This window comes from Pseudomonas sp. NUPR-002, assembly GCF_056322725.1.
In genome coordinates this window covers 533584-558618 of sequence record NZ_CM150476.1, presented here as the reverse complement: position 1 = coordinate 558618, position 25035 = coordinate 533584, and the positions used below count along the sequence as shown (strand labels likewise).

Annotated in this window: 34 protein-coding genes; 2 read left to right on the top strand and 32 right to left on the bottom strand. The window is 56.9% G+C overall.

Translation table 11 applies throughout. The features are described from left to right. The 3 genes from ACVWSC_RS02570 to fdnG are packed head-to-tail and all read right to left on the bottom strand — an operon-like array spanning window position 1 to window position 4666. Entirely contained in the window at window positions 1-654 is a 654-nt protein-coding gene (locus tag ACVWSC_RS02570; protein WP_442111890.1) for a formate dehydrogenase subunit gamma, read from the bottom strand. Next, a complete protein-coding gene (gene fdxH / locus ACVWSC_RS02565; RefSeq protein WP_442111888.1) occupies window positions 651-1601 on the bottom strand; it encodes a formate dehydrogenase subunit beta in 951 nt (316 codons plus the stop codon). Before fdxH ends, ACVWSC_RS02570 begins: the two co-directional genes overlap by 4 nt. Next, window positions 1601-4666, bottom strand: a complete 3066-nt coding sequence (fdnG, locus tag ACVWSC_RS02560; protein ID WP_442111886.1) for a formate dehydrogenase-N subunit alpha — start codon at window positions 4664-4666, stop codon at window positions 1601-1603. Before fdnG ends, fdxH begins: the two co-directional genes overlap by 1 nt. A gap of 323 nt (window positions 4667-4989) precedes the next feature. Here fdnG and ACVWSC_RS02555 point away from each other — a divergent pair, with 323 nt between their 5' ends. Then, window positions 4990-5433, top strand: a complete 444-nt coding sequence (locus tag ACVWSC_RS02555; protein WP_442111884.1) for a TM2 domain-containing protein — start codon at window positions 4990-4992, stop codon at window positions 5431-5433. A 106-nt stretch (window positions 5434-5539) separates the two neighbouring features. Here the strand turns inward: ACVWSC_RS02555 and ACVWSC_RS02550 are convergent, their stop codons facing one another. From ACVWSC_RS02550 to ACVWSC_RS02535, 4 genes are all read right to left on the bottom strand, one after another. Further along, the gene (locus tag ACVWSC_RS02550; RefSeq protein WP_442111882.1) at window positions 5540-6007 is read right to left on the bottom strand and encodes a hypothetical protein; all 468 of its coding nucleotides are present in this window, start codon (window positions 6005-6007) and stop codon (window positions 5540-5542) included. A gap of 33 nt (window positions 6008-6040) precedes the next feature. Continuing rightward, entirely contained in the window at window positions 6041-6511 is a 471-nt protein-coding gene (locus ACVWSC_RS02545) for a hypothetical protein (RefSeq protein ID WP_442111880.1), read from the bottom strand. Between the two features lie 328 nt (window positions 6512-6839). Further along, window positions 6840-7367 (bottom strand): single-stranded DNA-binding protein, encoded by a 528-nt coding sequence (locus ACVWSC_RS02540; protein WP_133210680.1) that lies wholly within the window; start codon window positions 7365-7367, stop codon window positions 6840-6842. A 9-nt stretch (window positions 7368-7376) separates the two neighbouring features. Next, on the bottom strand, window positions 7377-8771 hold the full coding sequence (locus tag ACVWSC_RS02535) for an MFS transporter (RefSeq protein ID WP_442111878.1): 1395 nt from the start codon (window positions 8769-8771) through the stop codon (window positions 7377-7379). 134 nt (window positions 8772-8905) lie between these two features. Between ACVWSC_RS02535 and uvrA the strand changes: the two genes are divergently transcribed. Beyond that, window positions 8906-11740, top strand: a complete 2835-nt coding sequence (uvrA, locus tag ACVWSC_RS02530; protein ID WP_442111876.1) for an excinuclease ABC subunit UvrA — start codon at window positions 8906-8908, stop codon at window positions 11738-11740. Window positions 11741-11874: 134 nt separating this feature from the next. Here uvrA and bfr read toward each other — a convergent pair whose 3' ends face one another. The 25 genes from bfr to rpsS form a co-directional block, all read right to left on the bottom strand. Further along, the gene (gene bfr / locus ACVWSC_RS02525) at window positions 11875-12339 is read right to left on the bottom strand and encodes a bacterioferritin (RefSeq protein WP_442111874.1); all 465 of its coding nucleotides are present in this window, start codon (window positions 12337-12339) and stop codon (window positions 11875-11877) included. A 155-nt stretch (window positions 12340-12494) separates the two neighbouring features. Then, window positions 12495-13943, bottom strand: a complete 1449-nt coding sequence (locus ACVWSC_RS02520; RefSeq protein WP_442111872.1) for a catalase — start codon at window positions 13941-13943, stop codon at window positions 12495-12497. Between the two features lie 172 nt (window positions 13944-14115). Next, complete coding sequence (gene rplQ, locus ACVWSC_RS02515) at window positions 14116-14502, bottom strand: 50S ribosomal protein L17 (RefSeq protein WP_133210690.1); 387 nt, start codon at window positions 14500-14502, stop codon at window positions 14116-14118. 42 nt (window positions 14503-14544) lie between these two features. After that, complete coding sequence (locus ACVWSC_RS02510; RefSeq protein WP_003186012.1) at window positions 14545-15546, bottom strand: DNA-directed RNA polymerase subunit alpha; 1002 nt, start codon at window positions 15544-15546, stop codon at window positions 14545-14547. Between the two features lie 22 nt (window positions 15547-15568). Then, complete coding sequence (rpsD, locus tag ACVWSC_RS02505) at window positions 15569-16189, bottom strand: 30S ribosomal protein S4 (protein ID WP_133210692.1); 621 nt, start codon at window positions 16187-16189, stop codon at window positions 15569-15571. Between the two features lie 15 nt (window positions 16190-16204). Next, a complete protein-coding gene (gene rpsK, locus ACVWSC_RS02500) occupies window positions 16205-16594 on the bottom strand; it encodes a 30S ribosomal protein S11 (RefSeq protein ID WP_002555466.1) in 390 nt (129 codons plus the stop codon). A 30-nt stretch (window positions 16595-16624) separates the two neighbouring features. After that, window positions 16625-16981 (bottom strand): 30S ribosomal protein S13, encoded by a 357-nt coding sequence (rpsM, locus tag ACVWSC_RS02495; RefSeq protein ID WP_133210694.1) that lies wholly within the window; start codon window positions 16979-16981, stop codon window positions 16625-16627. A 131-nt stretch (window positions 16982-17112) separates the two neighbouring features. Further along, complete coding sequence (gene rpmJ, locus ACVWSC_RS02490) at window positions 17113-17229, bottom strand: 50S ribosomal protein L36 (RefSeq protein ID WP_002555468.1); 117 nt, start codon at window positions 17227-17229, stop codon at window positions 17113-17115. A 28-nt stretch (window positions 17230-17257) separates the two neighbouring features. Further along, the gene (gene secY / locus ACVWSC_RS02485; protein WP_133210696.1) at window positions 17258-18589 is read right to left on the bottom strand and encodes a preprotein translocase subunit SecY; all 1332 of its coding nucleotides are present in this window, start codon (window positions 18587-18589) and stop codon (window positions 17258-17260) included. Next, window positions 18590-19024, bottom strand: a complete 435-nt coding sequence (gene rplO / locus ACVWSC_RS02480) for a 50S ribosomal protein L15 (RefSeq protein WP_010220318.1) — start codon at window positions 19022-19024, stop codon at window positions 18590-18592. A gap of 3 nt (window positions 19025-19027) precedes the next feature. After that, window positions 19028-19204 carry a 50S ribosomal protein L30 gene (gene rpmD / locus ACVWSC_RS02475; RefSeq protein ID WP_009397493.1) on the bottom strand — a complete coding sequence of 59 codons (177 nt, stop codon included), beginning with the start codon at window positions 19202-19204 and terminating at the stop codon, window positions 19028-19030. Between the two features lie 2 nt (window positions 19205-19206). Further along, a complete protein-coding gene (gene rpsE / locus ACVWSC_RS02470) occupies window positions 19207-19707 on the bottom strand; it encodes a 30S ribosomal protein S5 (RefSeq protein ID WP_010220316.1) in 501 nt (166 codons plus the stop codon). A 3-nt stretch (window positions 19708-19710) separates the two neighbouring features. After that, entirely contained in the window at window positions 19711-20061 is a 351-nt protein-coding gene (gene rplR / locus ACVWSC_RS02465) for a 50S ribosomal protein L18 (protein WP_038606178.1), read from the bottom strand. Window positions 20062-20071: 10 nt separating this feature from the next. Continuing rightward, window positions 20072-20605 carry a 50S ribosomal protein L6 gene (rplF, locus tag ACVWSC_RS02460; protein ID WP_442111867.1) on the bottom strand — a complete coding sequence of 178 codons (534 nt, stop codon included), beginning with the start codon at window positions 20603-20605 and terminating at the stop codon, window positions 20072-20074. Between the two features lie 12 nt (window positions 20606-20617). Then, window positions 20618-21010, bottom strand: a complete 393-nt coding sequence (gene rpsH / locus ACVWSC_RS02455) for a 30S ribosomal protein S8 (protein ID WP_045182484.1) — start codon at window positions 21008-21010, stop codon at window positions 20618-20620. A 208-nt stretch (window positions 21011-21218) separates the two neighbouring features. Further along, complete coding sequence (gene rpsN / locus ACVWSC_RS02450) at window positions 21219-21524, bottom strand: 30S ribosomal protein S14 (protein ID WP_010220312.1); 306 nt, start codon at window positions 21522-21524, stop codon at window positions 21219-21221. 13 nt (window positions 21525-21537) lie between these two features. Then, on the bottom strand, window positions 21538-22077 hold the full coding sequence (gene rplE, locus ACVWSC_RS02445) for a 50S ribosomal protein L5 (RefSeq protein WP_028944480.1): 540 nt from the start codon (window positions 22075-22077) through the stop codon (window positions 21538-21540). 20 nt (window positions 22078-22097) lie between these two features. After that, window positions 22098-22412 (bottom strand): 50S ribosomal protein L24, encoded by a 315-nt coding sequence (gene rplX / locus ACVWSC_RS02440; protein ID WP_009397501.1) that lies wholly within the window; start codon window positions 22410-22412, stop codon window positions 22098-22100. Window positions 22413-22423: 11 nt separating this feature from the next. Next, window positions 22424-22792: a 50S ribosomal protein L14 gene (rplN, locus tag ACVWSC_RS02435; protein WP_002555479.1), complete on the bottom strand. Its 369-nt coding sequence runs from the start codon at window positions 22790-22792 to the stop codon at window positions 22424-22426. A gap of 23 nt (window positions 22793-22815) precedes the next feature. Continuing rightward, complete coding sequence (gene rpsQ / locus ACVWSC_RS02430) at window positions 22816-23082, bottom strand: 30S ribosomal protein S17 (RefSeq protein WP_133210701.1); 267 nt, start codon at window positions 23080-23082, stop codon at window positions 22816-22818. A gap of 2 nt (window positions 23083-23084) precedes the next feature. After that, entirely contained in the window at window positions 23085-23276 is a 192-nt protein-coding gene (rpmC, locus tag ACVWSC_RS02425; protein WP_002555481.1) for a 50S ribosomal protein L29, read from the bottom strand. After that, on the bottom strand, window positions 23276-23689 hold the full coding sequence (rplP, locus tag ACVWSC_RS02420) for a 50S ribosomal protein L16 (protein ID WP_003255479.1): 414 nt from the start codon (window positions 23687-23689) through the stop codon (window positions 23276-23278). Before rplP ends, rpmC begins: the two co-directional genes overlap by 1 nt. Window positions 23690-23701: 12 nt before the next feature. After that, entirely contained in the window at window positions 23702-24388 is a 687-nt protein-coding gene (rpsC, locus tag ACVWSC_RS02415) for a 30S ribosomal protein S3 (protein ID WP_010220308.1), read from the bottom strand. 13 nt (window positions 24389-24401) lie between these two features. Next, window positions 24402-24734: a 50S ribosomal protein L22 gene (gene rplV, locus ACVWSC_RS02410; protein ID WP_003103908.1), complete on the bottom strand. Its 333-nt coding sequence runs from the start codon at window positions 24732-24734 to the stop codon at window positions 24402-24404. An 11-nt stretch (window positions 24735-24745) separates the two neighbouring features. Continuing rightward, window positions 24746-25021 (bottom strand): 30S ribosomal protein S19, encoded by a 276-nt coding sequence (rpsS, locus tag ACVWSC_RS02405; RefSeq protein WP_442111863.1) that lies wholly within the window; start codon window positions 25019-25021, stop codon window positions 24746-24748. Between the last annotated feature and the right edge of the window lie 14 nt (window positions 25022-25035).

The following is a 25035-nucleotide window of genomic DNA, read 5'->3' as shown; positions in this document are numbered from 1 at the left end:
TCATCCTTTTTTGCTGATCTGCGAGTCGGGTGGATCTTCCCGGGTCACTTCCCGGTACCACAGTTCATGGTGCTTCTTCGCCCAGGCGCGGCTGACCCAGCCATGCAGCATGGCGCTGACCGAGCCTTTGATCCAGATCCCGGCATAGATGTGCACAATGATGCTCAGCACCAGCACAAACGCCGCCAGCGCATGCAGCAGTGTCGCCAGGCGAATCGAGCCAATACTGAAGTACTGGCTGAACCAGGCACGCCAGATCACCACGCCACTGAGCAACAGCACCAGCATGCACAGCAGCAAGGTCCAGAACAGCAGCTTCTGCCCGGGGTTGTACTTGCCGATTGGCGGCACGCCCTCCTCTTCATTGCGCATCACCCGGCCAATACCCTTGAGCCACTGGCGGTCATTGGCGATGAAGTAATTCGCCCGCCAGAAACGCAGCACCAGGCCGAGGAAGAACACGAACATCAATACGCCCATGAACGGGTGCAGGATGCGCGTCCACGGCCCACCGCCAAACAGGTGACTGAGCCAGAACAGCGCCGGGTGAAACAGCGCCAGCCCCGACAATGCCGCCATGATGAACAGGATCGCCACCACCCAATGGTTGGTACGTTCGTTAGCGTTGTAGCGCAGGATGGGTTTGTCTTTCATGGCCGCTCCTCCCCTTGCGCACCTGGCTTGTTCGGGTCGTACACATGCACGGTCGGGTCAACCACGTGCACACTGGTGTCTGGCGCGCTCGGGTGCTCGTCCTCCTCGACCCGGTTCGGGCCGATGCGCACATAGTGGAAGAACCCGGCCAGCACTGCGGCGCCCATCGCCAGCAACGCCAGCGGCTTGCTCACGCCTTTCCACAGCCCCACCAACGGGCTGATCACCGGCTGGTCCGGCAGGCCGGCGTAGAGTTTTGGCTGATCGGCGTGGTGTAGCACGTACATCACGTGAGTACCACCCACGCCATCCGGGTCATAGAGGCCAGCGTGCTCAAAGCCGCGCGACTTGAGGTCGACGATGCGTTCGGCAGCATGCTCCTTCATGTCTTCTTTGCTGCCGAACACGATGGCACCCGTCGGGCAGGTTTTTACGCACGCCGGTTCCAGCCCTACCGCGACGCGGTCGGAACACAAGGTGCACTTGTACGCCTTGTGGTCCTTCTGCGAAATCCGCGGAATGTTGAACGGGCAGCCGGTAATGCAGTAACCGCAGCCGATGCAGTGGTCCTGATTGAAGTCGACGATGCCGTTGGCATGCTTAATGATCGCCCCGGGGCTTGGGCACGCCTTCAGGCAACCTGGGTCAGCACAGTGCATACAGCCGTCCTTGCGGATCAGCCATTCCAGATTGCCCTCGGTGTTCTCATGCTCGGTGAAGCGCATCAGGGTCCAGGTTTCAGCGCTCAGGTCGTGGGGGTTATCGTAGGTCCCGTAGTTGTGCCCCACCTCGTCCCGCAGCTCATTCCATTCCGAACACGCCACCTGACAGGCCTTGCAACCGATGCACTTGGTGGTGTCGATCAGCTTGGCGACTTCCTCCTGGTGACGGATCGACGACGGCGCCGTGGTGGTGGCCGAACGGGCGATGATGTCTTGGCTAGCCATCAGATTTTCTCCACGTTGACCAGGAACGACTTCGATTCCGGCGTTTGCGTATTGCCGTCACCGAGGAACGGCACCAGGGTGTTGGTCAGGTAGCCGTGCCGGGTTACCCCGGTAAAGCCCCAATGCAGCGGAATACCGATCTGATGCACGGTCTGGTTGTTGACCTGCAACGGCCGAATCCGCTTGGTGACCACCGCCACCGCCTCGATATGCCCGCGTTTGCAGGAAACACGCACCCGGTCGCCCGCAGCGATACCCTTCTCCTTGGCCAGCGCTTCACCGATTTCGACGAACTGCTCCGGCTGGGTCACGGCGTTGATCGGGCAATGCTTGGTCCAGAAATGGAAGTGCTCAGTCAGCCGGTAAGTGGTGGCGGCATAGGGGAAGTCCTTGGCTTGCCCGAGGCTGTCCCACACCGAATCGAACACCCGACCAGCCGGGTTGCTGATCGCCTTTTTGTTGTCCGGATGCAACGGGTTGACCCCGATCGGTGTTTCGAACGGTTCGTAATGCTCCGGGAACGGCCCTTCGGCCATCTTGTCGAGGGCGAAGAAACGCGCCACGCCTTCGGGGTTCATGATGAACGGGTTCATTCCGGCTTCTGGCGCAACATCGACCTTGAAGTCCGGCACGTCAGTACCGCCCCAGGCCTTGCCGTTCCACCACACCAAGCGCTTGTTCGGCGACCAGGGCTTGCCCTGGACATCCGCCGACGCCCGGTTGTAGAGAATCCGCCGGTTCGCCGGCCAGGCCCAGGCCCAGGCCAGGTTCTGCTTCATGCCAAACGGATCGGCATTGTCGCGCCGGGCCATCTGGTTGCCCTGCTCGGTCCAACTGCCACAGAAGATCCAGCAACCAGACGCAGTACTGCCATCGTCTTTGAGTTGGGCGAATCCCGCCAATTGCTGCCCGGCCTTGATCGTCGCCCCGGTCGCATCGGTGACATCGGCGACGGCGTAACCGTTGAACTCCTTGGCGATTTCTTCCGGCGTCGGTTCGTGCGCCACCTTGTACGGCCAGTTGAGTTTGAGGATCGACTCGGCCCAGGCGCCGCCTTCACGCTGATAGCGCTCGCGCAGACGCAGGAACAGGGCACTCATGATCCACACGTCGGTACGGGCCTGGCCCGGGCCTTCAGCACCTTTCCAGTGCCATTGCAGCCAGCGGCTGCTGTTGACCAGCGAGCCGTCCTCTTCGGCAAAACAGGTGGTGGGCAGGCGAATCACTTCGGTCTGCACGTTCGCCGAATCGACATCGTTGAACGGCCCGGCGTTGCGCCAGAACTCGGAAGTTTCGGTGGCCAGCGGATCCATCACCACCAACCACTTGAGTTTACTCAGCGCTGCGGTGACGCGGTTCTTGTCGGGCAAGGCAGCAATCGGGTTGAAGCCCTGGCAGAAGTAACCGTTGACCTGTTCCTTGGCCATCATGTCGAACATCTTCAGGACGTCATAACCCGGGATGTCGAGCTTCGGCAGGTAGTCGTAGCCCCAGCGGTTCTCAGCCGTGGCATTGGCGCCGTACCAGGCCTTCATCAGGCTGACATGGAACTTGCCGTAGTTCTGCCAGTAGGACATCTGCCCAGGTCGCAGCGGCTTGAGGGCGCGCTTGGCGATATAGGCGTCGTAGTCCTGCTCGGCATCCGAAGGCAAGGTGAGGTAACCCGGCAGCAAGTTGGACAACAGCCCCAAGTCGGTCAGCCCCTGGATGTTCGAGTGCCCGCGCAAGGCGTTCACCCCGCCACCCGGCATGCCGACGTTGCCCAGCAACAGTTGGACCATGGCCGCACTGCGGATGATCTGCGAACCGATGGAGTGCTGGGTCCAGCCCAAGGCATAGAGAATCGTCATGGTCTTGCCCGGTTGCGAGCAGGTGGCGATCTCTTCCCAGACCTTGCGCATGCTGTCTACTGGCATACCGCAAATCTGGCTGGCCAACTCTGGGGTGTAGCGGCTGTAGTGCTGCTTCATCAACTGATAGACGCAGCGCGGGTCTTGCAGGGTCGGATCGACCTTGGCAAAACCGTCTTCACCCAACTCGTAACCCCAGCCTGACTTGTCGGTGTAACTACGCTTGTCAGCGTCGTAACCACTGAACAAGCCATCCTCAAAGCTGAAACCGGCTTTGACGATGAACGAGACGTCGGTGTAGTTGCGCACGTACTCGTGCTGAATCTTGTTTTCAGTCAGCAGGTAATTGATCAACCCGCCCATGAAAGCGATGTCGGTACCGGTACGGATCGGCGCGTAATAGTCGGCCACCGAAGCGGTTCGGGTAAAACGCGGATCGACCACGATCAGCCGGGCCTGGTTATGCGCCTTGGCCTCGGTCACCCATTTGAAGCCACACGGATGGGCTTCTGCAGCGTTGCCACCCATCACCAGGATCAGATTCGCGTTGGCGATATCGGTCCAGTGGTTGGTCATGGCTCCACGGCCGTACGTCGGGGCAAGACTTGCCACCGTCGGGCCATGTCAGACACGTGCCTGGTTGTCGAACCCCAGCATGCCAAGACTGCGAATAACCTTGTGGGTCATGTAGCCAGCTTCGTTGGACGAAGCTGAAGCGGCCAGAAAGCCGACGCTCAGCCAGCGGTTGACCGTCTGCCCCTGGGCGTTCTTCTCGATGAAGTTGGCGTCACGGTCAGCCTTCATCAAATCGGCGATCCGATCCAGCGCCTCATCCCAGGAGACCCGGGTCCACTCCTTGCTGCCCGGCTTGCGCACCTGAGGGTACTGCAGGCGGTTGGGGCTGTGGATAAAGTCGAGCAGGCCGGCGCCTTTCGGGCACAGCGTGCCGCGGTTCACCGGATGGTCGGCGTCACCCTCGATATGGATGATGTTCTGCGCCACGTTCTTGGCCCCATCCCCCTGGCTGTACATGATCAAACCACAGCCGACTGAGCAATAAGGACAGGTGTTACGGGCTTCTTTGGTATGCGCCAGCTTGAAGTGACGCACCTGCTCGGCGAAAGCGGGTGTCGGGGCCATGCCCAACGCCGCCAGGCTCGAGCCTCCAAGGCCTACAGCTGCGACCTTGAAGAACTGCCGACGGTTGAGATCCATCGTGCACTCCTGATCAGGTGGTGGACGCACGGGACGTTGCCGGCGTCTCTTGAACGATCACGGTGGCGACTTTTGCAGCAGTCACCAGTTGATACTGTAGTCAAGATTTCAGGAAGCGCGATGGCAGGAGACTACTGGCACTTTGGACAGGCCCTATCACAGGGCTGTGAACGCGGTCATTAGCCAGATCGCGGACATTTACCTCGTGTAACACTTCAAGCAAGAACCATGGCAATATGATGGCCATGGGAAGGTAGTCCCACTCTATACCGCAAAGAAAGAAACGCGCCACAGTCGGCACGTGAATGTCCAAGGAGCTTCAAATGAAAGGCAAGATTCTGAGTTTTGACTCAAACACTCGCAATGGCGTTATCTCTGGCGACGATGGCAACCGTTACAGCTTTGAAGTCGGCCAATGGAAAAGCGCCGTTCTGCCGAAAGCTGGTAGCCGTGTAGACTTCACCAACACTGGTAGCGCCGCTGAAGCGATTTACGCCGACAGCACTACACTGGTGGGTAACTCGAAAAAAATCCCGGCTGCCCTGCTGGCATTCTTTCTCGGTGCGTTCGGCGCGCACAAATTTTACCTGGGCTACACCGCTCAGGGCGTGATCATGCTGTTGGTGTTCCTGTTCGGCTGGTTGCTGCTCGGCATCCCGTCGATGATCATCGGCATCATTGCCTTCATCGAATTCATTATTTACCTGATCAAGTCTGAAGAAGACTTCGAGCAGACTTACGTCGTCGGCAAGAAAAGCTGGTTCTAATCGGCCTTAACATTGCCTCGAGCGAAGGATGGTCTGAAGTCGCCCGTATTTTCGGCCAGCTTCAGCCTCCATCGTTGAATACGGCAGATTGCCCAGAGCGAACAGATCAGTCTTTGCTGAAAATGCGAAAAGCCCCTTCGCCTAAATACTCAGCAGAAACCTTTTCATTCAACTCTATGGCATCCGCCCCCAGAACCGAGTAGTAATGGAGCAAATATTTTTCGCGAGTCAGTATTTCTTCCCTCGACGCCCACTCGGTGATGGCAATAACAAGGCTGCCAAAGCTGAATACAGGACCAGGATGAAGTTGAATATACTGGATCAACGTGGGGCCATTAAATCTGCTGACCATTACCGTCGGAGGCCCGAAGATAATGGTAAAAAAACCGACCAGACAAATTGCTATCCCCAGACACGTAGCGAGCCTGGAGAAGAAAACATCAACGGGGTCTCTGTCCAGCGTTGACTCCAGGTAATCAGCGTAGTCATCGTCGAAGGTTTCAACTACATATTCCCCAGGCAGGGTGTCTACAAGGACTTGCCACTTCGGCGCCACACTTTCATGCTCTTGCATTCAATCCGCCCAACAAAGCTTCGTGTACGTTAGCTAGGAGAGTGTGTCTTTAGGGGAAATCATGAAGGTGTTCTCACCCCTATATTCAGCTACTACATTGCCGTTAAATTCAGTGGCACCCTGGCATTCAACTGAATAGTACTTCAGCAAATACTCGTCGGGAGCCATCACCACGCCGGGACTCAACACCCAGTTGCAAACACCAATAATAATAGCGCCAAGACTAAATATCGGCCCTGGATTGAGTTGTATAAACTGGAAAAATGTTGGACCACTTAACATACTGACCTTTACCGTGGACGGCCCGAAGATGGCCATCAAAAAACCAACCAAGCAAATCACCGCGCCAATCAGCAGCCCGATAAAGCTGAGAAAGCCTGCCGGCTCCCCCACTTCTTTCGACTTTATATGTGCAGCGTAGTGATCAGAAAACGTTTCAACCACGTACTCCCCTGGCAAGGAACCCACCATAACTGTCCACTTCAGCCTTTCACTCTCACTCATTCGCATTTCATTCACCAGAAATAATTTCCTTGTGAATTCTAACGAGCGCCATAGCGCTGAAAAACCTAAGACATTGCAAAAAAATAAACTTGGGAAAATTCTTACTGCACAATAAGAAAAAACCCCGAATTTATAGGTCAGATTTCTAAACAACCTTCATAGTGCTATGAGTCAGTTTGCCCAGTCGCCTGCTCGGCGAGGCGCGGTACCCGCTTGAAATACCGAAAGGCCGTAAACAGCCCAGCAGCTATCACTCCCCAAAAAAAAAGAAACCCCGCAAGTGCGGGGTTCTTCAAGGAAAACTATACAGTTTTCGCTCAGGTGCTCGTCAGAACGGAATATCGTCATCAAAGCTGTCGAAATCCGGAGCTGGCTGTGGTGCCGCCTGTTGCGGCGCCGGGCGCTGCTGTGGCGCTTGCTGCGGACGTGGAGCCTGCTGGCGTGGCGCCTGGTTGTAGTTACCGCCCTGGTTGCCACCCTGGTTGTACTGATTGCCACCGTCCTGGTTCTGTGGACGGCCGCCGAGCAGCTGCATGGTGCCCTGCATGTCGACGATGATTTCAGTGGTGTAACGCTTGATGCCGTCTTTTTCCCACTCGCGGGTTTGCAGCTTGCCTTCGATGTACACCTGCGAACCTTTACGCAGGTACTCACCGGCGATCTCGGCGACCTTGCCGAACATCGACACACGGTGCCACTCGGTGCGCTCGACCTTCTGGCCGGTCTGCTTGTCGGTCCACTGCTCGCTGGTAGCCAGGCTCAGGTTGGTCACGGCGTTACCGTTGGGCAGGTAGCGGACTTCTGGATCCTGGCCGCACGTACCGACCAGAATGACTTTGTTAACCCCACGGGCCATAACGTTCTCCTAGGCTTCGCACGCTTCGGAGGCCGGGTTTACCAGGCGCTCCAGGGTCGTGCGATCCAAAATTTGTGTATCAAGTTTGATATAGATGGCAGCTTCATCGGCTACCACCACTGCGTCGGTCACACCCGGTACGGCCAACAGCCGTTCGGTCAGTCCCGCTTCGCGGACCGCCTCGGCCGACAACGGCATGCGCAGGCTGGTCACGTACGGCGGCTCACGCATGCTCAGCGCAACAATCCACCACACGGCACACAAGGCGGCGCAGCCCAGGAACACTGTGCTCAAGCCACCGTGCTGGAACAACCAGCCACCGAGAATGCCTCCCAGTGCAGCACCGAGGAACTGGCTGGTGGAGTACACCCCCATCGCCGTGCCCTTGCCGCCAGCAGGCGACACCTTGCTCACCAGCGAAGGCAAGGATGCCTCCAGCAGGTTGAAGGCAGTAAAGAATATCACGGTGCCGATCACCAGTTCGTGCAAGTTGTCAGCCGACAGCCAGAAGTACACCTCGGTAAGCATCAAAACACTGACCGCGCCCAGCAGGACACGTTTCATCTTGCGCTTTTTTTCGCCGTAAATGATAAACGGGATCATTGCAAAAAATGAGACCAGCAAGGCGGTCAGGTACACCCACCAATGCTCTTCCTTGGGCAGGCCGCCACGCTCGACGAACGCCAGCGGCAAGGCAACAAAGCTGGCCATCAGGATCGCATGCAGAACGAAGATACCCACGTCCAGGCGCAACAGATCAGGGTGGCGCAAGGTCGGCCCCAGGGCCTGCTTGGCGACGCCTGACTCACGGTGCTGCAAAGCGCCGTGTGACGCCGGCACGACGAAGGCAATCAGGGCGATACCCACCACGGCCATGGCTGCAGTGGCCAGGAACAGACCGGACAAGCCAAAGGCACGGGTCAGCAGCGGGCCAACCACCATGGCCACGGCAAACGACAGGCCGATGCTCATGCCGATCATGGCCATGGCCTTGGTGCGGTGTTGCTCACGGGTCAGGTCTGACAGCAACGCCATGACGGCAGCCGAGATCGCCCCGGCACCTTGCAGGATGCGCCCGGCGATCACGCCCCAAATCGAATCCGCCTGGGCCGCCAGCACGCTACCCAGGGCAAAAATCACCAGCCCGAGATAGATCACTGGGCGCCGGCCGATGCGATCAGAGATGATCCCAAACGGGATTTGCAGGAATGCCTGGGTCAGGCCATAGGCACCAATAGCCAGGCCAATCAACGCAGGCGTCGCGCCAGCCAGGTCCATGCCATAGGTCGCCAGCACTGGCAAAACCATGAACATGCCGAGCATACGGAAGGCGAACACCAGGGCCAGGCCGCTTGCGGCGCGGGTTTCGCTGCCACTCATGCGTTCGCTGTGGGAATCGTGCATGGATAAACCTCGTGTGAACCGGCGGCGATTCTATCAGTCCCACCGCGTAACGGCATATACGTGACGCTTTGCCGCGTAATGGCAGGGAGCCGTATACTCAATCGTTTATGTTATGCCCGCCAAGCGAGGCCGCAGTGGACAAGATCCTGATTCGTGGGGCACGAACCCACAACCTGAAGAATATCGACCTGACCCTGCCCCGGGACAAACTCATCGTCATCACCGGTTTGTCCGGGTCCGGCAAGTCTTCGCTGGCCTTCGACACGCTGTACGCAGAAGGCCAACGCCGCTACGTCGAGTCGCTGTCGGCCTATGCCCGGCAATTCCTGTCGATGATGGAAAAGCCTGACGTCGACACCATTGAAGGGCTGTCACCGGCGATTTCTATCGAGCAGAAATCGACCTCGCACAACCCGCGTTCGACCGTCGGCACCATTACCGAAATCTACGACTACCTGCGTCTGCTCTACGCCCGCGTAGGTACGCCACGCTGCCCGGACCACGACATCCCGCTGGAGGCGCAAACGGTCAGCCAGATGGTCGATCTGGTGCTGGCCCAGCCTGAAGGCAGCAAGTTGATGCTGCTGGCCCCGGTGATTCGCGAACGCAAAGGCGAGCATCTGGCGGTGTTCGATGAGCTGCGCGCGCAAGGTTTCGTCCGTGCCCGGGTAAACGGCAAGCTGTTCGAACTCGATGAGCTGCCAAAGCTCGACAAACAGAAAAAGCACACCATTGAAGTGGTGGTCGACCGCTTCAAAGTCCGTGAGGACCTCCAGCAGCGTCTGGCTGAATCGTTCGAGACCGCGCTGAAGCTGGCCGACGGTATCGCTCTGGTTGCCGCGATGGATGACGAGCCGTTCGAAGAAATGATTTTCTCCGCGCGTTTCGCCTGCCCGATCTGCGGCCATGCGATCAGCGAGTTGGAGCCCAAGCTGTTCTCCTTCAACAACCCGGCCGGCGCCTGCCCGACCTGCGATGGCCTGGGGGTTAAACAGTTCTTCGATACCAAACGCCTGGTCAACAGTGAACTGACCCTGGCCGAAGGTGCGATTCGTGGCTGGGACCGGCGTAACGTCTACTACTTCCAGATGCTCGGCTCGTTGGCTGCGCATTATGACTTCAGCCTTGAAGTGCCCTTCGGCGAACTGCCCGCTGAACAGCAGAAAGTGATTCTGCACGGTAGCGGCAAGCAAAACGTCGACTTCAAGTACCTCAATGACCGCGGCGACATCGTCAAGCGCTCGCACCCGTTCGAAGGCATCGTGCCAAACCTTGAACGGCGCTACCGCGAGACCGAATCTGCCACCGTTCGCGAGGAGCTGGCCAAGTTCCTCAGCACCCAGCCATGCCCGGATTGCCGTGGCACGCGTTTGCGCCGCGAGGCCCGTCACGTCTGGGTCGGTGAAAAGACCCTGCCAGCAGTGACCAACCTGCCGATCGGTGATGCCAGCGAATACTTTGGCGGCCTCAAGCTGACGGGGCGACGCGGCGAAATTGCCGACAAGATTCTCAAGGAAATCTGTGAGCGCCTGCAGTTCCTGGTCAATGTCGGCCTCGACTACCTGACCCTCGATCGCAGCGCCGACACTCTCTCCGGCGGTGAAGCGCAGCGCATCCGCCTGGCCAGCCAGATTGGCGCCGGCCTGGTCGGAGTGATGTACATCCTCGACGAGCCTTCGATCGGCTTGCACCAACGCGATAACGACCGTTTGCTGGCAACCCTCAATCACCTGCGCGACATCGGTAACACGGTGATCGTCGTCGAGCACGACGAAGACGCCATCCGCTTGGCCGACTACGTGGTGGACATCGGCCCGGGTGCCGGTGTGCATGGCGGGCAGATCGTTGCCGAGGGTTCGCCCGCCGACGTCATGGCCCACCCCGACTCGCTGACCGGCAAGTACCTGTCCGGGCGCGTGAAGATCGCCGTCCCGGCCAAACGCACGCCACGCAACAAAAAGCTTTCGCTCAAGCTCAAAGGCGCTCGCGGCAACAACTTGCAGAACGTCGACCTCGACATCCCGATCGGCCTGCTGACCTGCGTAACGGGCGTGTCGGGTTCAGGCAAATCGACCCTGATCAACAACACCCTGTTCCCGCTCAGCGCAACTGCCCTCAACGGCGCCAGTACCCTGGAAGCCGCTGCGCACGACAGCTGTGATGGTCTGCAGCATCTGGACAAGGTGGTGGATATCGATCAGAGCCCGATCGGACGCACCCCGCGTTCGAACCCGGCGACCTACACCGGCCTGTTCACACCGATCCGCGAACTGTTCTCCGGCGTTCCCGAGTCGCGCTCGCGCGGTTACGGCCCGGGGCGTTTCTCCTTCAACGTCAAAGGTGGACGCTGCGAGGCTTGCCAGGGCGACGGCTTGATCAAAGTCGAAATGCACTTCTTGCCGGACATCTACGTGCCTTGCGATGTCTGCAAGAGCAAGCGTTACAACCGCGAAACCCTGGAGATCAAGTACAAGGGCAAGAACATCCACGAAGTCCTTGAGATGACCATCGAGGAGGCCCGTGAGTTCTTCGACGCCGTACCGGCACTGGCGCGCAAGCTGCAGACCTTGATGGATGTTGGCCTGTCCTACATCAAGCTGGGACAGTCAGCAACCACCCTGTCCGGTGGCGAGGCACAGCGAGTGAAGTTGTCTCGTGAGCTGTCCAAGCGCGATACCGGCAAAACCCTGTACATCCTCGATGAGCCGACCACAGGTCTGCATTTCGCGGATATCCAGCAATTGCTTGATGTTCTGCACCGCCTGCGCGACCACGGTAATACCGTGGTGGTGATCGAGCACAACCTGGACGTGATCAAGACCGCTGACTGGATCGTCGACCTCGGCCCTGAGGGCGGCTCCAAAGGTGGCCAGATCATCGGCTGCGGCACACCAGAAGAAGTCGCCGAGATGAAGCAGTCGTACACCGGCTACTACCTCAAGCCGCTCCTGGAACGCGACCGCGCCTGATGTAGGCGCGGGCTTGTTGTGGGAGCGGGCTTGACCCGCGATAGCAACCTGTCAGTCACATCGCCTCGCGGGGCAAGCCCGCTCCTACACACAACAAAAAGCCCCGCAAGTGCGGGGCTTTTTGTTGGGGGAATTTACATCTGCGATTGCAGGTAATTCTCCAGGCCAATGGACTTGATCAGCCCCTGCTGCTTTTCCAGCCAGTAGGCGTGATCTTCTTCAGTATCGGCCAGTTGCAGACGCAGGATATCGCGGCTGATGTAGTCCTTGTGCAGTTCGCACAGTTCAATGCCCTTGCACAGCGCGGCACGAACCTTGTACTCCAGGCGTAGGTCAGCAGCGATCATGTCTGGCACTGTAGCACCAACGTCGAGGTCGTCCGGACGCATGCGCGGAGTACCTTCCAACATCAGGATACGACGCACCAGGGCATCGGCGTGTTGGGTCTCTTCTTCCATCTCGTGGTTGATACGCTCATAGAGCTTGCTCAAGCCCCAGTCTTCGTACATCCGCGAGTGGATGAAATATTGGTCACGTGCCGCCAGTTCGCCCGTTAGCAACGTGTTGAGATAATCGATTACGTCCGGGTGACCTTGCATCGCCCTGCCTCTCCCTGTGTGAAAGTTATAGTTTGAACCAGGATGCCCGGAAGGTCACTTGGAATCAGGCAAAAAAGTGCAAAAAAGCCGGTAAACGGTAGTGATATTCATTGAAAAACCGCCCAAATGAGGGCGGTTCTTCTTATCACTTCGACTTAGGCGAGATTTATGTCCAAAGCCTTGGCAATGCCTTCTCCATAGGCCGGATCGGCCTTAAAGAAGTGCTGCAACTGGCGCCGCACCACATCATCGGAAACCCCAGTCATGGCACCGGCAATGTTGCTGATCAGCAAGGCCTTCTGCTCAGCGTTCATCAAACGGAACAGCGCGCCGGCATGGCTGTAGTAGTCGGTGTCTTCACGGTGGTCGTAACGATCAGCCACACCGTTAAGGGCCAGTGCTGGCTCAGCAAACTGCGGGGCCTGTTTTGGCGCATTGGCGTAGCTGTTGGGTTCATAGTTCGGTGCTGCGCCGCCATTACTGCCAAACGCCATGGCGCCATCACGCTGGTAGCTGTTCACCGGGCTACGTGGGGCGTTTACCGGTAATTGCTGATGGTTGGTACCCACGCGGTAACGATGCGCGTCAGCGTAGGCAAACACGCGCCCCTGAAGCATACGATCCGGCGACAAGCCGACGCCTGGAACCATGTTGCTCGGCCCGAACGCAGCTTGCTCGACTTCAGCGAAGTAGTTGAGCGGGTTACGGTTCAGTTCCAGCTCCCCCACTTCAATCAACGGGTAGTCTTTCTGCGACCAGGTCTTGGTCACGTCAAACGGGTTCTCGTCGCGGCTGTCGGCTTCTTCTTCGCTCATGACCTGGATGCAAACAGCCCACTTCGGATAGTGACCGCGCTCGATGGCCTCAAACAGATCACGCTGGGCGTAGTCCGGGTCAGTACCTGCCAGGCGGGCAGCCTCAGCCGGCGCCAGGTTCTTGATGCCCTGTTTGGTCTTGAAGTGCCACTTGACCCAGGTGCGCTGGCCCTCCGCATTGATCAAGCTGTAGGTGTGGCTACCGAAGCCGTGCATGTGGCGGTAACCGTCAGGAATGCCACGGTCGGAAAACAGAATGGTGACCTGATGCAACGCTTCAGGCGAATGCGACCAGAAGTCCCACATCATCTGCGCGCTTTTCAGGTTGCTTTGCGGCAGGCGCTTCTGGGTGTGGATGAAATCGGGGAATTTCAAAGGGTCACGAATGAAGAAAACCGGCGTGTTGTTGCCAACGATGTCCCAGTTACCTTCCTCGGTGTAGAACTTCACGGCAAAGCCGCGCGGGTCACGTTCGGTATCCGCTGAGCCACGCTCGCCACCAACGGTTGAGAAACGCAGGAACGTCTCGGTTTGCTTGCCGACATTGCTGAACAGCTTGGCACTGGTGTACTGAGTGATATCCCGGGTGACGGTAAAGGTACCGTAGGCACCCGAGCCCTTGGCGTGAACACGGCGCTCCGGGATGTTCTCACGGTTGAAGTGTGCGAGCTTTTCAATCAGGTGGAAGTCATCCAGCAGCAGTGGCCCTCGTGGCCCTGCAGATCGAGAGTTCTGGTTGTCGGCAACCGGGGCACCACTGGCGGTGGTGAGAATCTTGGTCTGGCTCATGCGCTATCTCCTTATCGGTCTCAAACGGCCGGCTAATCGGCGTGGAATGAGTATCGACCAGAACTATGACAGCAACAAATTCATTAGATGACTTAGATCAATAGATTGTTTCAATACATATAGATACAAAAAACCGGGCACAAGGCCCGGTTTTTTGTTTCAGACTGACGTCTTATTCAGCAGCTTCTACCGAGCCACCGACAGGACGATCAACCAGCTCGACGTACGCCATTGGTGCGTTATCGCCAGCGCGGAAGCCGCACTTGAGGATACGCAGGTAGCCGCCCTGACGGGTGGCATAGCGCTTGCCCAGATCGTTGAACAGCTTACCAACGGCTTCTTTCGAACGAGTACGGTCGAAAGCCAGACGACGGTTAGCTACGCTGTCTTCCTTGGCCAGGGTGATCAGCGGCTCGGCAACGCGGCGCAGTTCCTTGGCTTTTGGCAGGGTAGTTTTGATCAGCTCGTGCTCGAACAGCGACACCGCCATGTTCTGGAACATGGCTTTGCGGTGAGAGCTGGTACGGCTCAGGTGACGTCCACTTTTACGATGACGCATGATTCATTCCTTACCAAACACTACGTTCGGTGATTACGACGATCAGGCAGTCGCCTTGTCGTCTTTCTTAAGACTTGCAGGCGGCCAGTTGTCGAGGCGCATGCCGAGGGACAGACCACGGGAGGCCAGAACGTCCTTGATTTCAGTCAGGGACTTCTTGCCCAGGTTCGGAGTCTTCAACAGTTCTACTTCGGTGCGCTGAATCAGATCGCCGATGTAGTAAATGTTCTCCGCCTTAAGGCAGTTGGCCGAACGCACGGTCAATTCCAGATCGTCAACCGGACGAAGCAGGATCGGATCGATCTCGTCTTCCTGTTCGACTACCACTGGCTCACTGTCACCTTTGAGGTCGACGAACGCAGCCAACTGCTGTTGCAGGATGGTTGCAGCACGACGGATAGCCTCTTCAGGATCCAGGGTACCGTTGGTTTCCAGATCAATAACCAGCTTGTCCAGGTTGGTACGCTGCTCGACACGGGCGTTTTCCACCACGTATGCGATACGGCGAACCGGGCTGAACGAAGAGTCGAGCTGCAAGCGACCAATGCTGCGGCTTTCGTCTTCATCGCTCTGACGCGAATCGGCCGGCTCATAACCACGACCACGAGCTACGGTGAGCTTCATGTTCAGGGCGCCGTTAGACGCCAGGTTAGCGATTACGTGATCGGGGTTAACGATCTCGACATCATGATCCAGCTGAATATCGGCAGCGGTAACCACCCCCGAACCCTTTTTCGACAAGGTCAGCGTAACTTCGTCACGACCGTGCAGTTTGATAGCCAGGCCTTTCAGGTTCAACAGGATTTCAATGACGTCTTCCTGTACACCTTCGATTGCCGAGTACTCATGGAGTACACCGTCAATCTCGGCCTCGACTACTGCACAGCCAGGCATAGAGGACAACAGGATGCGGCGCAGCGCGTTGCCCAGGGTATGGCCAAAGCCACGCTCGAGAGGCTCGAGCGTGATTTTAGCGCGGGTTGGACTGACGACCTGCACATCAATGTGGCGGGGCGTCAGGAACTCATTTACCGAAATCTGCATGGATGCACCTATTTTCTAGCCCTTACTTGGAGTAGAGCTCGACAATCAGGCTTTCGTTGATGTCGGCGGACAGGTCGCTGCGAGCTGGAACGTTCTTGAAAACGCCCGACTTCTTAGCAGCATCCACATCTACCCACTCAACGCGGCCACGCTGGGCGCACAGTTCAAGGGCTTGAACAATGCGCAGCTGGTTCAGCGATTTCTCGCGAACTGCGACCACGTCACCCGGACGAACTTGGTAGGACGGAATGTTTACAGTCTTGCCGTTAACGCTGATCGCTTTGTGCGAAACCAGCTGACGGGATTCAGCACGAGTAGCGCCGAAGCCCATACGATAAACGACGTTATCCAGACGGCATTCGAGCAGTTGCAGCAGGTTTTCGCCAGTAGCGCCTTTGGAGGCAGCTGCTTGCTTGTAGTAACCGCTGAACTGACGCTCGAGAACGCCATAGATGCGACGTACTTTTTGTTTCTCACGCAGCTGGGTGCCGTAGTCGGACTGACGGCCACGGCGCTGACCGTGGATACCTGGGGCTGCTTCGATGTTGCACTTCGATTCCAGAGCGCGAACGCCGCTCTTCAGGAACAGATCGGTGCCTTCACGACGAGACAGTTTGCATTTTGGACCAATGTAACGTGCCATTTATCTGTCTCCTGATTACACGCGGCGCTTCTTCGGCGGACGGCACCCGTTGTGCGGGATTGGCGTCACGTCGGTGATGCTGGCGATCTTATAGCCACAACCGTTCAAAGCACGAACAGCGGACTCACGACCTGGACCTGGACCCTTGACGTTAACGTCGAGGTTCTTCAGACCATATTCCAGCGCAGCTTGACCAGCACGCTCAGCAGCTACTTGAGCAGCGAACGGGGTGGACTTGCGGGAACCGCGGAAACCCGAACCGCCGGAGGTAGCCCAGGACAGAGCGTTACCTTGACGATCGGTGATGGTCACGATGGTGTTGTTAAAAGACGCATGGATGTGGGCGATGCCATCAACCACTGTCTTTTTGACTTTTTTACGAGGACGAGCAGCAGGTTTTGCCATTTCTAAATTCCTGTCGATTCGCTGGTGCGATTACTTGCGGATCGGCTTACGCGGACCTTTACGGGTACGCGCGTTGGTCTTGGTACGCTGACCGCGTACTGGCAGACCCCGACGATGACGCAGGCCGCGGTAGCAACCCAGGTCCATCAAACGCTTGATTTTCATGTTGATGTCACGACGCAGATCACCTTCGGTGATGTACTTCGCAACTTCAGTACGCAGCGATTCAACCTGCTCGTCGCTCAGATCCTTGATCTTTGCGGCTGGGTTGACCCCAGTAGCTACGCAGATGTTCTGCGCAGTAGTGCGACCAACACCATAGATGTAGGTCAGCGAGATAACAGTATGCTTGTTATCTGGAATGTTGACGCCTGCAATACGGGCCATTCAGTGGGACTCCAATTGACAGCTACCTACGCCCCGGAAGCCAAGAAATAGGGCGCGAGATAATATCGCTGTAGAAACAATTAATCAACCCAGCAGCACACTAGCTGCTGGGTTTGAAGCGCAGATCACACTCAGCCTTGGCGCTGCTTGTGACGTGGTTCCGCACTGCAAATTACTCGAACAACACCTTCGCGGCGAATAATTTTGCAGTTACGGCACAGCTTTTTCACCGATGCACGAACTTTCATCACCAACTCCTCGAACCTTAAGGGTCTCTCAGCGCAGCAAACCGCTGCCACCGTAGCCTTTCAGGTTGGCTTTCTTCATCAGGGATTCGTACTGGTGCGAAACGAGGTGCGATTGTACTTGGGACATGAAGTCCATCACAACCACTACCACAATCAGCAACGAGGTCCCGCCAAGGTAGAACGGAACGTTTGCAGCAACCACCAGGAACTGGGGAAGCAAGCAGACGGCCGTCATATAAAGAGCACCGAACATGGTCAAGCGGGTCAGAACGCCATCAATGTAGCGCGCAGACTGCTCACCTGGACGGATGCCCGGAATAAAGGCACCGGACTTCTTCAGGTTCTCCGCTACGTCTTTCGGATTGAACATCAACGCCGTATAGAAGAAGCAGAAGAAAATGATCCCTGCACTAAACAGCAGAATATTCAACGGCTGACCAGGAGCGATCGACTGCGAGATGTCCTGCAACCAGCCCATACCTTCGGACTGACCGAACCAGGCACCCAGCGAAGCCGGGAACAGCAAGATGCTGCTCGCGAAAATGGCAGGGATAACACCCGCCATGTTCACTTTCAGCGGCAAGTGGCTGGTCTGCGCAGCAAAGACCTTACGACCCTGCTGACGCTTGGCGTAGTGAACGGCGATACGACGCTGACCACGCTCAATGAACACCACAAAACCGATAATCGCTACTGCCAGCAAACCGATAGCGACCAGGGCGAAAATGTTGATATCGCCTGTACGCGCAGACTCGAAAGACTGCCCGATTGCTCTCGGAAGACCGGCGACGATACCTGCGAAGATCAACATCGAGATACCGTTGCCTACACCGCGCTCAGTGATCTGCTCACCCAGCCACATCATGAACATCGCGCCGGCCACAAACGTGGACACCGCAACGAAATGGAAGCCAAAGTCAGCAGAAAACGCCACGCCCTGACCGGCCAGACCAATGGACATGCCAATGGCCTGGACCAACGCCAGGACTACGGTGCCGTAGCGGGTGTACTGGCTGATCTTGCGACGGCCAGCTTCACCTTCCTTCTTCAACTGCTCCAGCTGCGGGCTGACGGCGGTCATCAGTTGCATGATGATCGATGCCGAGATGTACGGCATGATCCCCAATGCAAAGATGCTCATCCGTTCCAGCGCGCCGCCGGAAAACATGTTGAACAAGCTAAGAATGGTCCCCTCATTCTGTCGAAACAGTTCCGCCAGCCGGTCCGGGTTAATACCTGGAACTGGGATGTGTGCGCCTATCCGATAGACGATGATCGCCAGAAACAGAAAACGCAGACGAGCCCAAAGTTCAGACATCCCGCCTTTGCCGAGCGAAGAGAGAGCACCTTGCTTAGCCATTTATTCCTCGAACTTGCCGCCAGCTGCTTCGATAGCCGCACGCGCACCTTTGGTGGCTGCGATACCCTTGATGGTGACTGCGCGAGTAACTTCGCCCGACAGCATGATTTTCACACGCTGTACGTTCTGGTTAATCACGTTGGCATCCTTCAGGGATTGCACGGTGACAACGTCGCCTTCCACTTTGGCCAGCTCGGACAGACGCACTTCGGCGCGGTCCATGGCTTTCAGGGAAACGAAGCCGAACTTCGGCAGACGACGGTGCAGCGGCTGTTGACCGCCTTCAAAGCCTGGAGCGATGGTGCCACCGGAGCGGGAGGTTTGACCTTTGTGACCACGGCCACCAGTCTTACCCAAACCACTACCGATACCACGACCCGGACGATGCTTCTCGCGACGGGAACCCGGCGCTGGACTCAGATCATTGAGTTTCATCGATTAACCCTCGACGCGCAGCATGTAGTAAGCCTTGTTGATCATCCCGCGGTTCTCAGGAGTATCTTGGACTTCTACAGTGTGACCGATGCGGCGCAGACCCAGACCCTTAACGCACAGTTTGTGGTTAGGGAGACGGCCGGCGGTGCTTTTGATCAGCGTTACTTTAACGGTAGCCATGATCAGCGGATCTCCTCAACGCTCTTGCCGCGCTTGGCAGCAATGGACTCAGGAGATTGCATAGCTTTCAGACCCTTGAAAGTGGCGTGAACCACGTTTACCGGGTTAGTCGAGCCATAGCACTTGGCCAGGACGTTCTGAACGCCAGCAACTTCCAGGACGGCACGCATTGCGCCACCGGCGATGATACCGGTACCTTCCGAGGCAGGCTGCATGTACACCTTCGACGCGCCATGGGCGGACTTGGTAGCGTACTGCAGGGTGGTGCCGTTCAGGTCAACCTGAATCATGTTGCGACGAGCAGCTTCCATAGCTTTCTGGATCGCAGCAGGTACTTCGCGCGATTTGCCACGGCCGAAACCAACACGACCTTTACCATCACCAACCACGGTCAACGCGGTGAAAGTGAAGATACGGCCGCCTTTTACGGTTTTGGCAACGCGGTTAACTTGAACCAGCTTCTCGATGTAGCCTTCGTCGCGCTTTTGATCGTTATTTGCCATAACTTAGAACTCCAGCCCGCCTTCACGAGCAGCATCAGCCAGCGCCTTGACGCGGCCGTGGTACTTGAAGCCGGAACGGTCAAAGGCAACTTGAGATACACCGGCGGCTTTCGCGCGCTCAGCTACCAGCTTGCCAACCTTAGTGGCCGCGTCGATGTTGCCGGTGGCGCCATCACGCAGTTCTTTGTCCAAAGTCGAGGCGCTGGCCAGGACTTTGCTGCCGTCGGCCGAAAGGACCTGGGCGTAGATGTGCTGCGAGGAGCGGAACACGCAGAGACGCACGACTTCGAGTTCGTGCATTTTCAGGCGTGCTTTGCGAGCGCGACGCAGTCGAGTAACTTTTTTGTCGGTCATTTGCTAGGCCCTACTTCTTCTTGGCTTCTTTACGACGGACGACTTCGTCCGCGTAACGCACACCCTTGCCTTTGTATGGCTCTGGTGGACGGAAACCGCGGATTTCAGCGGCCACCTGACCTACCAGCTGCTTGTCGATACCCTTGATCAGGATATCGGTCTGGCTTGGGGTCTCAGCGGTGATACCGGCCGGCAGTTCGTAATCCACTGGATGCGAGAAGCCGAGCGCCAGGTTCAGCACAGTGCCTTTGGCTTGTGCTTTGTAACCAACACCGACCAGCTGGAGCTTACGCTCGAAGCCTTGGCTTACGCCTTGGACCATGTTGTTAACCAGAGCACGGGTAGTACCGGCCATAGCGCGAGTTTGTTGATCGCCATTGCGAGCAGCGAAACGCAGCTCACCAGCTTCTTCAACTACTTCTACGGACGAGTGAACGTTCAGTTCGAGAGTGCCCTTGGCACCCTTCACCGAAAGCTGTTGGCCGGCGAATTTGACTTCGACACCAGCTGGCAGCTTAACGGGGTTCTTAGCGACGCGAGACATGCTTATCCCCCCTTAGAACACTGTGCAGAGAACTTCGCCGCCGACACCGGCAGCGCGCGCAGCACGATCAGTCATCACACCTTTGTTGGTGGAGACGATAGACACGCCCAGACCGCCACGTACTTTCGGCAGATCTTCGACGGACTTGTACTGACGCAGGCCTGGACGACTTACGCGCTTGACTTCTTCGATAACCGGACGGCCTTCGAAGTATTTCAGCTCGATGGAAAGCGATGGTTTTACTTCGCTGCTGACTTGGTAGCCAGCGATGTAACCTTCGTCTTTCAGAACTTTGGCGACCGCAACCTTCAGAGTCGACGAAGGCATGCTTACGACGGACTTTTCAGCCATCTGGGCATTACGGATGCGAGTTAGCATGTCCGCTAACGGGTCCTGCATACTCATGGGCTAGACGCTCCTGATACAAGAAAAATTAGCCTCTCGGCTACTACAGTCGCCTGAGCGGCCAGGTCAAAAAACCCGGGCTCAGGAGAGCCGGTCATTCTAGACAGATCCCAGAAACGAAACAAGCCCCAGAAGGGGCTTGTTTCGTTGCAAAGTCACCGGTGGTCGGAAGATTGCTCCTCCGCCACCTGGACGCTGCCGGTACGTCTTACCAGCTGGCTTTAACCAGACCTGGAACGTCACCGCGCATTGCTGCTTCACGCAGCTTGTTACGGCCGAGGCCGAACTTGCGGTAAACGCCGTGTGGACGACCGGTGATGCGGCAACGGTTACGCAGGCGCGAAGCGCTGGCGTCACGCGGTTGCTTCTGCAGAGCTACGACGGCGGCAAAACGCTCTTCTGGAGTTGCTTCCAGGTTCACGATGGTCGCTTTCAGCTCGGCACGCTTCTTGGCGTACTTGGCAACAGTGAGCTGACGCTTCAGCTCACGGTTTTTCATGCTCTTCTTGGCCATTTTCCTACTCCAATCAGTTGCGGAACGGGAATTTGAAAGCACGCAGCAGAGCGCGGCCTTCGTCATCGTTCTTAGCAGTGGTGGTCAGGGTAATGTCCAGACCGCGCAGAGCATCGATCTTGTCGTAGTCGATTTCCGGGAAAATGATCTGCTCTTTGACACCCATGCTGTAGTTGCCACGACCATCGAAGGACTTGGCATTCAGGCCGCGGAAGTCGCGAACCCGAGGCAGGGAGATCGCCAGCAGGCGGTCCAGGAATTCGTACATACGATCACGGCGCAGAGTAACTTTAACGCCGATCGGCCAGCCCTCACGGACTTTGAAGCCCGCGATGGATTTCCGAGCGAAAGTCACAACGGCTTTTTGACCGGTGATCTTTTCCAGGTCAGCAACAGCGTGTTCGATGACTTTTTTGTCGCCGACAGCTTCGCCCAGACCCATGTTCAGGGTGATCTTGGTAACGCGCGGAACTTCCATCACGTTCGCCAGCTTAAGTTCTTCCTTAAGCTTCGGAGCAATTTCCTTCCGGTAAATCTCTTTCAGTCGTGCCATGGTCTTCTACCTAGCAGTGTTCAAGCATCAACCGCTTTTTGGGTCGACTTGAAGACACGAATTTTCTTGCCGTCTTCTACTTTGAAACCAACGCGGTCAGCCTTGTTGGTTTCGCCGTTGAAAATGGCGACGTTGGAAGCGTGCAGTGGCGCTTCTTTCTCGACGATACCGCCTTGTACGCCCGACATCGGGTTAGGCTTGGTATGACGCTTCACCAGGTTGATCCCACCAACGACCAGACGGTCGTCAGCGAGAACCTTGAGCACCTTACCGCGCTTACCTTTGTCTTTGCCGGCGATCACGATGATCTCGTCGTCACGACGAATCTTTTGCATGTCGGATCTCCTTACAGCACTTCTGGGGCGAGCGAGACGATCTTCATGAACTTCTCGGTACGAAGTTCACGGGTCACTGGCCCAAAGATACGGGTGCCGATCGGCTCTTGCTTGTTGTTCAACAGAACAGCAGCGTTGCCATCAAAGCGGATGATGGAGCCGTCAGCACGACGGACACCGTGGCGAGTGCGGACTACAACAGCAGTCATCACTTGGCCTTTCTTCACTTTACCGCGCGGAATTGCTTCCTTGACGGTTACCTTGATGATGTCACCGATACCGGCGTAACGGCGGTGGGAACCGCCGAGCACCTTGATGCACATGACGCGACGAGCGCCGCTGTTATCGGCCACATCGAGCATGGATTGAGTCTGAATCATAAAATTTCTCCGACCCTTAGCCCTTAGACTTCAACAGCGCGTTCGAGAACTTCAACCAGTGCCCAGGACTTGGTCTTGGCCAGCGGACGGGTCTCACGGATGGAGACCTTGTCGCCGATATGGCACTGATTGGTTTCGTCGTGCGCGTGCAGCTTAGTCGAACGCTTAACGTATTTACCGTAGATCGGGTGCTTTACGCGACGCTCGATCAGTACGGTGATGGTTTTGTCCATCTTGTCGCTGACGACACGGCCAGTCAGCGTACGGACAGTTTTTTCAACTTCAGCCATGATTACTTACCTGCCTGCTGGTTGAGCACAGTTTTCACGCGAGCGATGTCACGCTTAACTTGCGAGAGCAGGTGCGACTGCCCCAACTGGCCAGTTGCTTTCTGCATACGCAGATTGAACTGGTCGCGCAGCAAGCCGAGCAGTTGCTCGTTCAGTTGCTGTGCGGATTTTTCACGAAGTTCATTCGCTTTCATCACATCACCGTCCGCTTAACAAAGGAGGTGGCGAGAGGCAGCTTTGCAGCAGCCAGGGCGAAAGCTTCGCGCGCCAGCTCTTCAGAAACACCCTCGATCTCGTACAGGACTTTACCTGGCTGGATCTGGGCAACCCAGTACTCCACGGAACCCTTACCTTTACCCATCCGCACTTCGAGAGGCTTCTTGGAGATCGGCTTGTCCGGGAATACACGGATCCAGATCTTACCGCCACGCTTCACGTGACGGGTCAGGGCACGACGTGCCGATTCGATCTGGCGAGCGGTGAGACGACCGCGAGCAACAGCTTTTAGAGCAAACTCGCCGAAGCTAACTTTGCTACCGCGCAGTGCCAGACCACGGTTGTGGCCAGTCATCTGCTTGCGGAATTTTGTACGCTTTGGTTGCAACATTTGGCGTACCCCTTACTTAGCAGCTTTTTTACGAGGCGCTGGTGCTTGTGGTTTCAGTTCTTCTTGGCGACCACCAATAACTTCGCCTTTGAAAATCCAAACCTTCACACCGATCACACCGTAAGTGGTGTGAGCTTCGTAAGTGGCATAGTCAATGTCAGCACGCAGGGTGTGCAGTGGCACACGACCTTCGCGATACCATTCAGTACGTGCGATTTCAGCACCGCCGAGACGACCGCTCACTTGGATCTTGATGCCTTTGGCACCAATGCGCATGGCGTTCTGTACGGCGCGCTTCATGGCGCGACGGAACATCACACGACGCTCCAGCTGCTGAGCTACGCTCTGAGCTACCAGCATACCGTCGAGTTCCGGCTTGCGGATCTCTTCGATATTGATGTGCACAGGCACACCCATTTGCTTGGTCAGGTCCTGACGCAGTTTTTCAACATCTTCACCTTTCTTCCCGATAACGATACCTGGACGAGCGGTGTGGATGGTGATGCGTGCAGTTTGAGCCGGACGATGGATATCGATACGGCTAACGGACGCGCTTTTTAGTTTGTCTTGGAGGTACTCACGCACATTCAGATCTGCGAGCAAATAGTCCGCATAAGTCCGACCGTCTGCGTACCAGACGGAGGTGTGCTCCTTGACGATTCCCAGGCGAATGCCAGTGGGATGTACTTTCTGACCCATCTGATCGACTCCGTTACTTGTCCGCAACCTTGACAGTGATATGGCAAGACCGCTTGACGATGCGATCAGCACGGCCTTTGGCACGTGGCATGATACGCTTCAGCGAACGCCCTTCGTTGACGAAAACGGTGGAGACCTTCAGGTCATCAACGTCTGCGCCTTCGTTATGCTCGGCGTTGGCTACGGCCGACTCGAGGACTTTCTTCATGATTTCAGCGGCTTTTTTGCTGCTGAAAGCCAACAGGTTGAGCGCTTCGCCCACCTTCTTCCCGCGGATCTGGTCGGCGACCAAGCGGGCTTTCTGGGCGGAGATTCGAGCGCCCGACAACTTAGCGGCTACTTCCATTTCCTTACCCCTTAACGCTTGGCTTTCTTGTCAGCCACGTGCCCACGATAAGTGCGGGTACCGGCAAACTCGCCCAGTTTATGGCCGACCATGTCTTCGTTCACGAGAACTGGGACGTGTTGACGACCGTTGTGTACCGCGATGGTCAGACCGACCATTTGTGGCAGGATGATCGAACGACGCGACCAGGTTTTAACTGGTTTGCGATCGTTCTTTTCCGCCGCCACTTCGATCTTCTTCAGTAGGTGAAGATCGATAAAAGGACCTTTTTTCAGAGAACGTGGCACTGTCGTATCCCTCT